The sequence below is a fragment of the Pseudomonas sp. gcc21 genome, assembly GCF_012844345.1.
Lineage (GTDB): Bacteria > Pseudomonadota > Gammaproteobacteria > Pseudomonadales > Pseudomonadaceae > Halopseudomonas.
In genome coordinates this window covers 2860616-2875387 of the sequence record NZ_CP051625.1, presented here as the reverse complement: position 1 = coordinate 2875387, position 14772 = coordinate 2860616, and the positions used below count along the sequence as shown (strand labels likewise).

Here is a 14772-nt window from a genome sequence, read left to right as displayed (position 1 = left end):
CCCGATAGCCGTGGTTAGCGCTTCTGCCGTCTCTCTGCTCGGGCCACTCGCTGATTTTCATCCAGCACGTCAGCCAGCACTTCCTGCACGTAGTGGATATGCTGGTCGGAAAGGTCCCGTGCCGCGTCCGCCTTACCGGCCATGATTGCCCGATACAGTTCGTTATGCTGCTTCATCAGCATGTCGCGGGTTTCGGTACGCTGGGCGTACATGCCGCCGATATTGGTCACCACGTTGCGCTTGAGCAGGTCGAAAAGGCCGCGGATGGTATGCAGCAGCACGGCGTTGTGGCTGGCCTCGGCTATGGCCAGATGAAAACGGGCATCCGCCGCGCCTTCGTCGGCCCGGCTGGTCTTGCCGACCCGAGCGTAACAGTCCTGCAGGGCCTCGAAGGCTTCGGTCAACCGCTGGCGATCCGGCTCGGTCGCCCGTTGCGCCGCGTAATAGGCACAGGCGCCTTCGAGGGTGTGGCGAAATTCCAGCAGGTCGCGCTGCGCTTCGGGGTTGTCTTCCAGCAAGGGCAACAGGGGATCGCTGAACGTGGAGCCCAGGGATTCGGCAATGTAATTGCCGCCTCCCTGACGGCTGACCAGCAGCCCCTTGGCCGCCAGTTTCTGGATCGCTTCGCGCAGCGATGGGCGCGAGACGCCGAACTGCTCTGCCAGCACCCGCTCGGCGGGCAGGCGCTCACCGGCTCTGAGTGTGCCTTCGAGGATCATGCCTTCCAGCTTGGTGACGATGTCGTCTGACAATCGACGCACCTTTATCTGACCGAACCCCATATCTCTCTCCAACCGTGGCCGGCCCTTGCTTCGCGCTCGGTACCGCTAACGAATCAGTTTAACCAGCCACTGAGGACCCGGCAACGGCGCTGCCTGGCCGGCCCCTTCGACTAAAGGGGTATACCCCGCCAATTGACAGCTAAACATCTGACTCTTAGTCTGAATCCCATCATTTGTAAATTGGTCTTACCAATCAATGCAAAGCCTGAGAATAATTCCAACAACGAGCAGAGGTTTTCCAATGTCGAACTCGATCCTTCCTGTTTACCGTGCTGTGCGCTGTATGCGCCGCCGCGCTCAGCGATAGGGGAGCATCACCATGTCTACTGGTCTGCTCGCTCTCCTGGCATTTGCCCCCATTCTTCTGGCCGCCATATTGCTGGTTGGCCTCCGCTGGCCGGCGAAACGCGCCATGCCCCTGGTCTACCTGGTTACCGCAGCCGTGGGTCTGTTCGCCTGGGACATGAGTCTCAACCGGGTCCTGGCCTCAACGCTTCAGGGTCTGGTCATTACCCTCGGGCTGCTGTGGATTATCTTTGGCGCGATATTGCTGCTCAATACGCTCAAGCATTCGGGCGGCATCACCGCGATCCGTGCTGGCTTCGCCACTATCAGTCCTGACCGCCGTATTCAGGCGATCATCATCGCCTGGCTATTCGGCTGCTTTATTGAAGGCGCCTCGGGCTTTGGCACCCCGGCGGCGATCGCTGCGCCCTTGCTGGTGGCCATCGGATTTCCGGCCATGGCTGCGGTGCTGATGGGCATGCTGGTACAGAGCACGCCGGTGTCCTTTGGTGCGGTGGGTACGCCTATCATCGTTGGGGTAAGCACCGGGCTGGACTCCACCGTCATCGGCGCGCAGCTCATCGAGCAGGGCTCGTCATGGGCAGAGTTTCTGCAGTTGATCACTAGCGAGGTGGCGATCATCCATGCCATCGTCGGAACCGCCATGCCACTGATCATGGTGCTGATGCTGACGCGCTTCTTCGGGGCGGAGAAGAGCTGGAAAGCGGGCTTTGAGGTGCTACCGTTCGCGCTGTTCGCCGGCCTGGCTTTCACCCTGCCCTATGCGGCTACCGGCATTTTTCTCGGTCCGGAATTCCCATCACTTGGCGGCGGCCTGATCGGCCTGGCCATCGTCACCACCGCCGTGCGCAAGGGCTTTCTGTTGCCGAAAACGACCTGGGATTTCGCCCCGGCGAAGGACTGGCCCAGTGAGTGGCTGGGCACGGTGGAGATGAAACTGGACCAGCTGACAGCGAAATCAATGAGCAGCATCCGCGCCTGGCTACCCTACGTATTGGTCGGCCTCTTGCTTGTCATCAGCCGCGTGATACCGGAGGTGGATGCGGCGTTGAAGGCCGTGGCGGTCAGCTTTCCGGACATTTTGGGCGAGAGCGGCGTCAGCGCCAGCTTCATGCCTTTGTATCTGCCGGGCGGTATTCTGGTTGCAGTGGTCATCGCAACCTTCTTCCTGCACGGCATGAAAGCCCGGGAGCTGGGCGCCGCCGTAAAGGAGTCATCCGGTGTGTTGCTCAGCGCCGGCTTTGTGTTGCTGTTTACCCTGCCCATGGTGCGTATTCTGATTAACTCCGGGGTTAACGAGGCAGAGTTGGCCAGTATGCCGATTCTGATGGCGCTCTGGGTGGCCGAGAGCGTCGGTGGCATCTACCCGCTGTTGGCGCCGAGTATTGGTGCGCTGGGCGCGTTTATCGCCGGTTCCAATACGGTCAGCAACATGATGTTCAGCCAGTTCCAGTTTGGCGTCGCCGACAACCTGGGCATTTCCGGTGCGTTGATTGTTGCGGCACAGGCCATAGGTGCAGCAGCAGGGAATATGATCGCCATCCACAACGTAGTGGCGGCGTCCGCGACCGTAGGGCTGCTCGGACGCGAGGGCAACATCCTGCGCAAAACCATTTGGCCTACCCTTTACTACGTGCTGTTCACCGGGTTGATCGCATTGTTCGCCGTGTATGTACTGGGTGTTAGTGACCCGCTGGCGGCCAGTTGACCCAAGGTGCGCTCCGGCCTGGCTGAAGCGCACGGTTGTTTCTTCGCCAGCGAACCTGGAACGCCGCTGACAACCGCGGCGCCTCAGATTCCCGGCGTCTTTTTTCAGCTTCAGAGTAATGCACATGATCATTTCGGCCTCTACCGATTACCGCGCCGCAGCACAACGCAAACTGCCAGCGTTTCTCTTCCATTACATAGACGGCGGCTCCTACGCCGAGCACACCCTCAGGCGTAACGTCGAGGATCTGGCCGGAATAGCGCTGCGCCAGCGGGTGTTGCGTGACATGTCCGAGCTGAGTCTGGAGACCCGCCTGTTCAACGAGACACTGTCGATGCCCGTGGCTTTGGCGCCAGTCGGCCTGACCGGCATGTACGCCCGGCGCGGCGAAGTGCAGGCGGCGAAAGCGGCGTCGGACAAGGGCATTCCTTTTACCCTCTCCACGGTCTCGGTGTGTCCTATCGAGGAAGTCGCGCCGGCGATCAAGCGGCCGATGTGGTTCCAGCTATACGTGCTCAGGGACCGGGGCTTCATGAAGAATGCCCTGGAGCGCGCCAAGGCCGCCGGCGTCACGACCCTGGTATTTACCGTCGACATGCCGGTGCCGGGGGCGCGTTACCGTGATGCTCATTCCGGCATGAGCGGCGCGAATGCGCCCATGCGGCGGATGCTGCAGGCCGTGACGCATCCCGCCTGGGCCTGGGATGTCGGCCTGTTCGGCCGGCCCCACGATCTGGGCAACATCTCCACCTACCGTGGCAATCCCACCGGGCTGGCGGACTACATCGGCTGGCTGGGGGAGAATTTTGATCCGTCCATATCCTGGAAGGATCTGGAGTGGATCCGCGAATTCTGGGACGGTCCGATGGTCATCAAGGGCATCCTTGACCCCGACGATGCGCGTGACGCAGTGCGCTTCGGTGCCGACGGGATCGTGGTATCCAACCACGGCGGACGCCAGCTCGATGGCGTGCTGTCCAGTGCGCGCGCGCTGCCGTCGATTGCCGATGCGGTGAAGGGCGATCTGACCATCCTGGCCGACTCGGGCGTTCGCACGGGCCTGGACGTGGTGCGAATGCTCGCACTGGGCGCCGACACCGTGATGCTGGGCCGCGCCTATGTGTACGCGCTGGCTGCAGCCGGCGGCGCCGGGGTGAGCAATCTGCTGGAGCTGATCGACAAGGAGATGCGCGTGGCCATGGTACTGACCGGTGCCAGAACCATTGCAGACATCAGCGCCGATTCCCTGGTACGCGAGCTCGGCCGCTGAGCCTGGCACCCTTGATGACGACCGGAGTTGCCATGACCGCCTCTAGCCTGCCAACAGCCTTTCTGACAGCCGTCGAACGCGTGATTCCGGGCGAGCGGCGCTTCGACGATCCGCTTTCCACACTGGCCTTCGGCACGGATGCCAGCTTCTACCGGCTGATCCCCAAGCTGGTGGTGCGTGTCGAGTCGGAGGCGGAAGTCGTGCAGCTGCTCAAGCTGGCTAGTAGTCATCAGGTGCCGGTGACCTTCCGCGCTGCCGGCACCAGCCTGTCTGGCCAGGCGATCTCCGATTCGTTGCTGATTGTGCTGGGCGATCACTGGAACGGCCGCGAGGTGCGTGATCAGGGCCGGCAGATCCGTCTGCAACCGGGAGTGATCGGCGCCCAGGCCAATACGGCACTGGCGCCCTTTCTACGCAAGATTGGCCCCGATCCGGCATCGATCAACGCCTGTAAGATCGGTGGGATCGTCGCCAATAATGCCAGCGGCATGTGCTGTGGCACGGCGCAGAATACCTACCATACCCTGGCCGGTATCCGCCTGGTGCTGGCCGATGGCAGCGTGCTGGACAGCGAAGACCCGCAGAGCGTTTCGGCCTTCGAGACCAGCCACGCCGAACTGCTAGGGCACCTGGCCGAACTCGGCCGCCTGACCCGGGCCAATACCGCCCTCGCCGACAGAATCCGCCACAAATACCGGCTGAAAAATACCACCGGTTTATCGCTCAACGCCCTGGTCGACTTCGATGCACCGCTGGATATGCTCAGTCATCTGATGGTCGGCTCCGAGGGCACCCTGGGCTTTATCAGTTCGGTCACTTACAACACGGTGCCGGACTACCCGCACAAGGCCAGCGCGCTGCTGGTATTCCCCGACGTGCAAAGCTGCTGCCGCGCCGTGGCGGCGCTCAAGCCGCAGCCAGTGTCGGCGGTGGAGTTGTTGGATAGACGCAGCCTGCACTCGGTGGAGAACCAACCGGGCATGCCTGATTGGGTAAAAGGTCTGTCGGCCAATGCCTGCGCCTTGCTGATTGAATCGCGCGCCGCCAGCCAGTCCCTGCTGCACGAGCAGCTGGCGCTGATCATGGCGTCGATTGCCGACTTCACGCTGGAGAAGCGCGTCGACTTCAGCGAAGACCCGGCTGTTTACAACCAGCTGTGGAAGATTCGCAAGGACACCTTTCCCGCCGTCGGCGCGGTGCGCCAGACCGGCACCACGGTGATAATCGAGGATGTGACCTTCCCCATCGAGCAACTGGCCGAGGGGGTCAATCGGCTGATCGAACTGTTCGAGCGCCACGGCTATGACGAGGCGATCATTTTCGGCCATGCGCTGGAAGGCAACCTGCATTTTGTGTTTACCCAGGGCTTCGACGACCCGGCGCAGGTGGCTCGCTATGAAGCGTTCATGCAGGATGTCGCGCAACTGGTGGCAGTGGAGTTCGGTGGTTCGCTGAAGGCCGAGCACGGCACCGGACGCAACATGGCGCCCTTCGTCGAGCTGGAATGGGGCAGCGACGCCTACCAGCTGATGTGGCAGATCAAGCGTCTGCTCGATCCGCAGGGCATTCTCAATCCGGATGTGGTGCTCAGCGATGATCCGCGGATTCACCTCAAACACCTCAAGCCGCTGCCGCCCGCTGACGAGATCATCGACAAGTGCACCGAATGCGGCTTCTGCGAGCCGGTCTGTCCTTCCCGAGGGCTGACCTTGAGCCCGCGCCAACGCATTGTCGTCTGGCGCGATATCCAGGCGAACAAGCGCGCCGGCATCGATACCACCGCCATGGAACGCGCCTATCAATATCAGGGCATTGATACCTGCGCCGCCACCGGGCTGTGCGCCCTGCGCTGCCCGGTGGGTATCAACACCGGCGACCTGGTGCGCACGTTGCGCGGCCGCGATGCGACCAATACGCGCACCGCCGATTGGCTGACGGATTACTTTAGCGGCGCCGCGGGCGCTACCCGCTTGATGCTCTACGCCGCCAAGGGGGCACGCATGACGCTGGGCGCTCCCTTGCTGGCCCGCGCCTCGGCCGCGCTGAGCAAGGCGAGCAGCGGGCGGATACCCCAGTGGACCACCGCCATGCCGCAGCCGGTTCGCAGCATGCGTGTGCCCTGCCCGGTGGTCGATTCCAGGCCACGGGTAGTCTATCTGGCCGCGTGCGTTTCTCGCGTCATGGGGCCGTCCGCCGGCGATGCAGAACAGATGCCGGTGGTGGACAAGACGCAGGCCCTGCTGGAAAAAGCCGGCTATCAGGTGGTTTTTCCGCCACAGCTGAACCAACTCTGTTGCGGACAGCCCTTTGCCTCCAAAGGCTACGCCGAGCAGGCCGAACGCAAGCGGCAGGAAACGATCGCGGCCTTGCTCGAGACCAGCCGCGGCGGCCTGGACCCCATCTACTGCGACACCAGTCCCTGCACCCTGCGTCTGTTGCAGGATGGAGCCGACCCACGGTTGGATCTCTACGATCCGGTGCGTTTCATTCGCGAGCACCTGCTGCAGCGCCTGGAATTTACTGCGCAGCAGGCTCCGGTCGCGGTGCACGTCACCTGCAGCACCCAGCATCTGGGCGAAGCCCAGGGGCTCATTGACATCGTCAAACGCTGTACCACTCGGGTGGTGATCCCCGAAGGCATCCACTGCTGTGGCTTTGCCGGCGACAAGGGTTTCACCACGCCCGAACTGAACGCTCACGCTCTGCGTCATCTACAGGATGCCGTGCAGCACTGCGCAGAGGGCATCAGCACCAGCCGCACCTGCGAGATCGGCCTGAGCCAGCACGGCGGGGTTGATTACCATGGGCTGGTCTACCTTGTGGACCGCGTTACGCGGGCACGGGAACAGGACTCTGATGCTTATTGAGGTCTTGGCGACGACGCCACACATTTTCTTCGAGGGTTACCCATGATTGACGAAACCCGCAAACCTGACTGGAATCCCAGAGCAGATGAGGTTTTATCCGCCCAGACACGGGCCTACGACGCCATGCGGGCGCAGTGTCCGGTCGCCTGGAGCGAATTCCAGCACTGGACCGTATTCAAGCATGCCGACGTGAAGCGGGTTCTGGACGATCATGAAACCTTCAGCAGCGCGGCTTCGAGCCATCTTTCCGTACCGAATGGCATGGATCCGCCCGAGCACACCCCCTATCGCCAGCTGATTGAGCCTTACTTCTCACCCCAGGCGATGAACGCATTTGAGCCGATTTGTCGCGAAATCGCGCGCGACCTCGTTAATAGTCTGCCGGACAGCCAGCCGTTTGATGTCGTCAAACGGTTCAGTCAGGCGTTTGCGCTGCAAATCCAGTGCGCCTTTATGGGCTGGCCTGACTCCCTGAATGAGCCTCTCCGCGAATGGGTGAACAGGAACCATCGGGCTACTCTTGCTGGTGACCGCCAGGCCATGGCGGACGTTGCGCAAGAGTTTGACGGCTACATTAAAGGCTTGCTGAATACCCGCCGCCAGGCCGGAGCCGACGCCTCCAGGGATGTCACTACGTCGCTGATGGAAGAGTCCGTCAATGGTCGGCCGATGACCGATGAAGAACTCACGAGCCTGCTGCGGAACTGGACGGCCGGTGAACTCAGCACGATCAGCTCGAGCGTATCGATTGTGTTGAACTACCTGTCCGAGCATCCGGATCTCCGGCAGCGTCTCGCCGGCGAGACCAGTGAAAAGGAGCTGTCAGACGCCATCGATGAAATACTGCGTATGGACGCGCCGCTGATGTCCAATCGCCGGATAACCACGCGAGAAGTCGAGATGGGAGGAAGACAAATCCCCGCCGGCGAGAAGCTGACTATTCTGTGGGCTTCGGCCAACCGTGACGAAGCGGTTTTCGGCGATCCGGATGCGTTTTGCCCGCAGCAGAACAGTGCGCACAATCTGCTTTACGGCGCGGGCGTTCACATCTGCCCAGGCGCGCCCCTGGCGAGAATGGAACTGACGATTCTGATGAAGGAATTCCTGTCCAGAGTGGACCGGCTGGAAATGGCAGCCGGCGAACAGCCCAAACGTGCGCTCTTCCCGACAGGTGGCTTCAGCTATCTTCCGATGGTCATAGGAAAACGATAGGCATGTGTCGGTTGCAAGGAAGGGATTCAATGCCATGCTCTTGCATAATCAGCCGGGTGCACCCATGCATTGATGCCGATCAAGCCGCAGCAGGGCGTTACGCGTTTTAATCGCACTGTCCCCACCGCCCGAGGTACGTATGGCCCCGCACAATCTGGTCAACGAGGCTGCCATTTTTGGCTGACCCTGGTCAGCAGCCGCGATCACGCTCGCCAGCGATAGCTGCATGGTGCCGAGAGGATGCCTTCGGTATCAGGTGTGCGCCTGTAAATAGGAGAGGCTTGCCGAACAGGCGTCTTTCCGCGCAGTCGGAACGCTGATCGATTTGCTGTTGACGGAAAACCGTGTTGATCTGCCCTGTAAATTCATCTTTTTCCGCGTTATCCATGCAACACAGCTCTCTCATGCGCTGTCGATAGTGTTGCACCTTGCACACACTTACCGGCCCACCCATCCGATGCGCGACAGCGCAAGCGCCGTGCACGGAACAGTGTTTCCGCAACCCAGCAAGTCGAGACTGCCATGAAAAAACAATTGACCGCAGCATTATTCCTGCACCTCTGGTTACTGCCAGGCTATGTTCTGGCCCAATCAGATGAGGTTTCGCAGAGCGATCAGGAGATCGTCGATGTCGTGCTGATAGGCGGCGGGACCATGAGCGTAACGCTGGCCACCTGGCTCAACGAGCTTGAGCCCGATTGGAATATTCAGTTATACGAACGCCTCGACGGCATTGCACAGGAGAGTTCCGATGGCTGGAATAATGCTGGCACCGGCCACTCCGCCTTTTGCGAAATGAACTACACCCCAACCACGGATGACGGCGGTGTGGATATTGCTCGCGCGATCGGCGTCACCGAACAGTTTGAGATATCGCGGCAGTTCTGGGCTCATCAGGTCGAGCGGGGCGTTCTTTCTGATCCCCAAAGCTTTATCTCGTCAGTACCGCATATGAGTCTGGTATGGGGACAGGAGAATATCGACTTCCTGAACGAGCGCTACGAGCGGATGTCGGAGAATCCGCTCTATACCGGCATGCAATACACAGAGGACAAAGCCACCATCGCGGAGTGGCTGCCATTGGTGATGGCGGGCCGAGAGGAAGACACGCCCATGGCCGCCACCCGCATGGATCTGGGCACCGAAGTCAATTGGGGCGTGCTGACGCGTCAGATGGCAGATCACCTGGCGCAACAGCCAAACATATCGCTGGCGACCAATAGTGAGATACGTGGGCTAGAACGTAACGAGGATGGAACATGGCGCGTCACTGTGGCTAATCTTGAAAGCGGAGAAACAGAGACCGTTAATAGCCGCTACGTTTTCAATGGTGCCGGCGGGGCGGCGCTCCTTTTGCTTCAGGAGTCCGGTATCCCTGAGGCCAAGCAGTACGCCGGTTTCCCGGTGGGCGGCTCCTTTCTTTACACCACGAATCCGGAGGTAGTGTCACAACATCAGGCGAAGGCGTACGGCCTGGCCGCTGAAGGGTCGCCACCGATGTCGGTGCCACACCTTGATCTGCGCTATCTGAATGGCCAGCCCACCCTCTTTTTCGGACCCTTCGCTACTTTTTCGACCAAGTTTCTGAAAGAAGGCTCCTGGACGGATTTGTTCAGTTCAATAACCTTCAGCAATATCCTGCCGATGATGGAAGTGGGGCTGAGTAACTTCAATCTGGTGCGTTATCTGGTTAGCGAAGTGCTCCAGGACCGCGAGGATCGGCTCGACGCACTACGTGCCTACTATCCTGAGTTGAATCCCGACGACTGGGAACTCACCAATGCCGGCCAACGGGTGCAGATCATCAAGAAGACTGATGAAGGCGGAACGCTGCAGTTCGGCACCGAGGTGGTGGTCTCTGAGGACGGCACCTTTTCGACACTCCTGGGCGCGTCTCCTGGAGCATCCACTGCTCCGCCAATCATGCTCAATCTGCTGACACGGGTCTTCCCCGAGCAAGTTGAAAGCGCTGAGTGGCAGGCGACGCTTAAGGAAATCATTCCGTCGTTTGATATGAAGCTGGCCGAGAATCCCGAGTTGTTGCGCGAGGTTCGTCTCAACTCGTCCCAGGTACTGGAGCTGGAAGGTCAGGAAGCTTTTGTTCGAGCCAACCTGCCAAGCAGCGACAGCGGCACCACGCAGGATGACAGCGCCACTAGCGAAGCGTTGGAGGAGACCACCGAACCAGTAGGCGGCCCAACGGGAGACATTGAGAACGCGGACGAGGAAGAGCGTATGGAAAGCGCTACAGACCGCTGAAGCGCTAGACACCGCGATAGGTCTGGTTTGGCCGGCCTTCCCTCTGGAAGAGCCGGCCATTCCAGGCTTCAATCATCTCCTTCCTGGCTTTACCTTGCCCGACAGCAACCAACCGGATCTCATCGCCTGTCGCGCACTGGGCCAGCCGTGCCACCGAAACGGGCGTGAGTGCGCCGAGCCTTGGATAACCGCCGATGGTCTGGCGGTCATTCATCAGCACTATCGGTTGCCCGTCCGGCGGTACCTGCACGGCACCGAGGGGGATGCCTTCGGAGATCAGTGGCTCACCTGTATAGCGTAAAGACTTGCCGGACAGCCTGATGCCCATACGGTCGGAACGGGGGTCGATTCGCCATGGGTGATTGAAGGCTCTGAACAACGACTCGCCGGTAAATCCGGCAATCTGAGCGCCGGGTATCAGCTCTAACAGGGCGGGTTGACCGTATGCTGGTATGTGTTCCTCGGGCATGGTGCGCGGGGAGTTCGCCAAATCTTCGAAAATTAGGCGGTCATTCTGACGTAGTGCCTGTCCCGAGCCGTCCAGTCCACCCAGGCCCTCACGGGTCACTGTAGCGGCCGAGCCGAGCACCAGCGGCGCGCTGAATCCGCCGGGTGCGGCGAGGTAGGCGCGGACGCCGTTGCGGGGTGAATTGAACTGCAGGCGCTGGCCGCGTCGCACGCTGAAAGTGCGCCAGGAGGCGATGGGCTGATCATCCAGTACGACGGCCAGGTCCGCACCGGTTAGCGCCAGTGTGGTGTCGGATTCGCAGTGCAGGGTGATGCCGCCCATTGGTATCTCCAGAGCGCAGGCAGTCGGTGCATTGCCCAGCAGCCAGTTGGCCCAACCCAGGGCGATCCAGTCCAGCGCGCCGCCCTGGGTAACGCCGAGATGGCGAACGCCAAAACGCCCACCATCCTGTAGCTGGGCCAGACCGAGGGTACGCTCGACTATCAGGCTGTTCACGCGTCACCCGGTACGGGCGTGTCGTCGCCGCCCCAGCGGACAAATTCGGCGCGCTCGACCGGCACGAATCGTACGCGATCGCCGGGTTGCAGCAAGCTATAGCCCTCCCGGTCGCGGTCGAATAGCGGTGCCGGCGTGCGCCCCACCAGATTCCAGCCCCCAGGGGAGGCCAAGGGATAGGCCGCGGTCTGACGTTCAGCAATGGCGACACTACCCGCGGGCACGCGTTTGCGCGGTGTGGACAGACGTGGCGTGGCGAGTTGCTCATCAAGCAAGCCCATATAGGCGAAACCGGGAGCGAAGCCCAACGCGAACACCTGGTATTCGTGACCGCTGTGAAGCGCGATCACCTGATCAACCCTCAACCCGGTGAGGTCTGACAGGCGACCAAGATCAGGCCCGACAGCTTTGTCGTACCACACTGCGATCTCATGTCGGCGGCCGGCCTGCTCAGGTGGAAGTGGCTGCAAGGCTTCGAGTGCGGCGGTGACCAACGTACAGGCAGCGTGCTCGTCCAGCTGGCGCAGGTCGTAGTGCAGCATCAGGGTGGTGTAGGACGGCACCAGGTCGATCAGCTGATTACCGAACCGCGACCGCAAGCGCTGCGCTGCGGCCAGCAACCAGGGCATGTTGCCTTCTTCAATGCGGTCAAACAGGCGGATCATCAGCGTGTCGACTGATGCCCGTTCGATGCGCAGCTTCATATCCGCGCGGCAGCGTCCAGCGCAGCGGCGATCTGCCGGACGACGGCTACTGATTCGGCATTGTCACCGTGTACGCACAGCGTATCGGCGGTCAATGTGAGAGAGGAACCGTCCGAGGCGCGCAGTGGCTCGCCGCGGGCGAGAATCAATGATTGTTGGAGAATGAGTGCAGTGCTCTGATGCACGGCGTCGGGTTGATCACGCGGTACAAGGTGGCCGGACGCATCGTAGGCGCGGTCCGCGAAGGCTTCGAAGATCAGCTCAAGCCCGAACTCGGCAGCCATGCTGCGGGCGGGGTTGTTATCCTGCTTCGCCAGGACCACGAGGGGCAGTGCTGGATCATAATCGCTGGCGGCCTGCATGACGGCGCGGAGTATGTCGGGCTGCTGCATCATGTCGTTGTACAGCGCGCCATGCGGCTTCACGTAACTCACACGGCCGCCCTCGGCGCGGCAAATGCCGTCCAGCGCGCCGATCTGATACAGCAGCATGTCGCGGATTTCCTGCGCCGAGCACTTCATTGAACGCCGGCCAAACCCCACCAGATCCGGATAAGACGGATGCGCGCCGATGCGCACGCCATGCTCCAGCGCGAGCAGTGCAGTGCGACGCATGATTCCTGGATCGGAGGCGTGATAGCCGCAGGCGATGTTGGCGCAGTCGACGTGCGGCATGACCTCTTCATCGAGCCCCATGCGCCAGGCGCCGAAACTTTCACCCATATCGCAGTTCAGCAGAAGCTTTCGCATGCGGTCCTCGTCAGGCAACACGACGGTGTTCAAGTGATCCGAACCAGTCCAGCGTATCCTCCCACAGAGGCTGCGCACTGGAGCGGAAATAGCCCATGTGCCCTATGGCAGGCAGGCCGCGTTCGGCGGGTATCAGGGTGACAGGGTGATAGGGCGCCTGGCTGTAGGCAGACATGAAGGCGTCACGCGAGCGGGGCGAAGCCCAGTGATCGTCGGTGGTATTCAGCGCGACAATGGGTGTCGTGACGCTGGCGAAGCTCTGGTGCACATGGGTCATGTCCGGGTCCTCGAAGAAGTAACGCGGATTGCGGCACCAACGCTTCCATTGCCGATAGACACCCATCGGCAGATCCTCGCCCATGCCCAGCTGACTCCACGCCAGGTAACCCTTGGTGCGGGTGATCACCGGTGCGACCAGTTTCCACATTGCCTGAACACGTATCCGCTCAAGCGGCGGCATCCAGCCGTGCCAGCCGGCACCCGTGCCGAAGGTATAGAAACCACTGACCCGCTGGTGATTGGGCAGCAGGCCAAATGCGTGCCCGCCGAAGGAGTGCCCGACCATGTACAGCGGCAGGTCGCCGGTGCTCATATGGTTCACCGCAGCGGCAAGGTCCAGATACGCCCAGTCCAGGTATTGCATCTCGAATCCGCGTAGCGTCTCGGGCGCAGAGCGACCGACGCCGCGGTAGTCGAAGGTCAGCGTGGTATAGCCGCGTTGCGCTGCGTGTTCAGCGAAGCGTCGGTAAAAGCCCTGGGGTACGCCGGTCGCGCCGGCGACAATCAGCTTCCCTATCGGTTGTTCAGCCGGATACAGCGTGGCGCCGAGAAGATAGCCGTCAAGTGCCGGCAGCGTGAATACGTCGTTCTGCATGGGGTTCCTTTAGCCTGCACAATAATCAGCGCACCGGCCTGGCGCGCCTGGGAGATAGAAATACTAGCAGAACCCTCTGCCTGGGTTCCTATCGGCGGGAACGCTTCGGGCGAGAGACGCATCGTTGTTTCTACGATTTGAACAGCCTGCCGGGTATCCAGCGCAGATAGGCGAGCATGCCGAACAGCTCAACCAGCGATTGCACCACGATGACCAGCGCTGCGATCTCCCAGCCATTGGGTAACCCCAGGGTAAAGGGCAATACCACGAAGGAATTGCGCGTTCCGAAGCTGAACGCCAGCGTGCGGCCCTGACTTGCGGGAAGCTGCCATAACCGAGCCTGCAGTCTGGCGACCAGTGCGGCGATGACAAGGTAGGCAACGTAGGCCGGAATTACCCAGGGAAGCCAGGCCAGGGCTTCGTATAGTGTCGATACCTGTACCGCGGCAACCAGCAGAATGACCAGGCCCAGCAATGGAATGGGCCACCAGGCCAGCGTATCGCGCACCGAGTCGCGGCCGGGGCGTGCCTCGATCCAGCGCTCGCTGAGGACCGCCGCAAGCAGCGGCAACAGCACGACCAATAGTGCGGGGGCGACGTCCGCCAGGGTCAATACTGCTGTCAACTGCGAATCAGTCATCGCCCAGAGATACACCGGCAGCAGACCCAGCTGGAACAGCAGATTGAGTGGCGTTACCGCGACGGCGCCGGGCACATCACCACCGCCAAGCTGGGTGAAGCTGATAAACCAGTCGGTACAGGGCACCAGCAACACCAGCAACACGCCGAGCCGCAGCGCCGCATTATCAGGCAGCCATTGCACCAGACCCCAGACTACCAAAGGCATCAGCACGAAATTGCCGGTCAGCACGGCACTGACAAAGCGCCGGTCACGGAACGCCTGGCGCACGTGCAGTAGCGGTACCTGCAAAAAGGTTGCGTACAGCAATACAGCCAGGACGGGCCAGATCAAGGTTTCCAGCAATGCGGCTGTACCGGGAAACAGGCTGCCGAGGGTGATACCGGTCAGCAATCCGGTGAGATAGACCCAGACCTGATGCTGCTCAAGCGTTATAC

Annotated in this window: 12 protein-coding genes; 5 read left to right on the top strand and 7 right to left on the bottom strand. The window is 61.2% G+C overall.

Annotated features, from left to right (window positions below; genetic code table 11):
• Positions 1–14 precede the first annotated feature (14 nt).
• On the bottom strand, positions 15–782 hold the full coding sequence (locus HG264_RS13265; RefSeq protein WP_169408116.1) for an FCD domain-containing protein: 768 nt from the start codon (positions 780–782) through the stop codon (positions 15–17).
• A gap of 319 nt (positions 783–1101) precedes the next feature.
• Between HG264_RS13265 and HG264_RS13260 the strand changes: the two genes are divergently transcribed.
• The 4 genes from HG264_RS13260 (at position 1102) to HG264_RS13245 (ending at position 8145) form a co-directional block, all read left to right on the top strand.
• Positions 1102–2796 carry an L-lactate permease gene (locus HG264_RS13260; protein ID WP_169408115.1) on the top strand — a complete coding sequence of 565 codons (1695 nt, stop codon included), beginning with the start codon at positions 1102–1104 and terminating at the stop codon, positions 2794–2796.
• A 124-nt stretch (positions 2797–2920) separates the two neighbouring features.
• Positions 2921–4066 (top strand): FMN-dependent L-lactate dehydrogenase LldD, encoded by a 1146-nt coding sequence (lldD, locus tag HG264_RS13255; protein ID WP_169408114.1) that lies wholly within the window; start codon positions 2921–2923, stop codon positions 4064–4066.
• A 32-nt stretch (positions 4067–4098) separates the two neighbouring features.
• Positions 4099–6933: an FAD-binding and (Fe-S)-binding domain-containing protein gene (locus tag HG264_RS13250; RefSeq protein WP_169408113.1), complete on the top strand. Its 2835-nt coding sequence runs from the start codon at positions 4099–4101 to the stop codon at positions 6931–6933.
• A gap of 42 nt (positions 6934–6975) precedes the next feature.
• Positions 6976–8145, top strand: a complete 1170-nt coding sequence (locus tag HG264_RS13245) for a cytochrome P450 (RefSeq protein WP_169408112.1) — start codon at positions 6976–6978, stop codon at positions 8143–8145.
• 190 nt (positions 8146–8335) lie between these two features.
• Here the strand turns inward: HG264_RS13245 and HG264_RS13240 are convergent, their stop codons facing one another.
• Complete coding sequence (locus tag HG264_RS13240) at positions 8336–8533, bottom strand: hypothetical protein (RefSeq protein WP_169408111.1); 198 nt, start codon at positions 8531–8533, stop codon at positions 8336–8338.
• Positions 8534–8667: 134 nt separating this feature from the next.
• On the opposite strand from HG264_RS13240, the gene mqo reads away from it, so the two are divergent.
• Positions 8668–10404 carry a malate dehydrogenase (quinone) gene (mqo, locus tag HG264_RS13235; protein ID WP_169408110.1) on the top strand — a complete coding sequence of 579 codons (1737 nt, stop codon included), beginning with the start codon at positions 8668–8670 and terminating at the stop codon, positions 10402–10404.
• A gap of 4 nt (positions 10405–10408) precedes the next feature.
• On the opposite strand, the gene HG264_RS13230 is transcribed toward mqo, so the two are convergent.
• The 5 genes from HG264_RS13230 to HG264_RS13210 all read right to left on the bottom strand — a co-directional run bounded on the left by HG264_RS13230 (position 10409) and on the right by HG264_RS13210 (position 14728).
• A complete protein-coding gene (locus HG264_RS13230) occupies positions 10409–11368 on the bottom strand; it encodes a biotin-dependent carboxyltransferase family protein (RefSeq protein WP_169408109.1) in 960 nt (319 codons plus the stop codon).
• A complete protein-coding gene (gene pxpB / locus HG264_RS13225; protein ID WP_169408108.1) occupies positions 11365–12072 on the bottom strand; it encodes a 5-oxoprolinase subunit PxpB in 708 nt (235 codons plus the stop codon). Before pxpB ends, HG264_RS13230 begins: the two co-directional genes overlap by 4 nt.
• On the bottom strand, positions 12069–12821 hold the full coding sequence (locus HG264_RS13220; protein WP_169408107.1) for a 5-oxoprolinase subunit PxpA: 753 nt from the start codon (positions 12819–12821) through the stop codon (positions 12069–12071). Before HG264_RS13220 ends, pxpB begins: the two co-directional genes overlap by 4 nt.
• A gap of 10 nt (positions 12822–12831) precedes the next feature.
• On the bottom strand, positions 12832–13695 hold the full coding sequence (locus HG264_RS13215; RefSeq protein ID WP_169408106.1) for an alpha/beta fold hydrolase: 864 nt from the start codon (positions 13693–13695) through the stop codon (positions 12832–12834).
• A 130-nt stretch (positions 13696–13825) separates the two neighbouring features.
• The gene (locus HG264_RS13210) at positions 13826–14728 is read right to left on the bottom strand and encodes an arsenic resistance protein (RefSeq protein WP_256663675.1); all 903 of its coding nucleotides are present in this window, start codon (positions 14726–14728) and stop codon (positions 13826–13828) included.
• Positions 14729–14772: the final 44 nt, after the last annotated feature.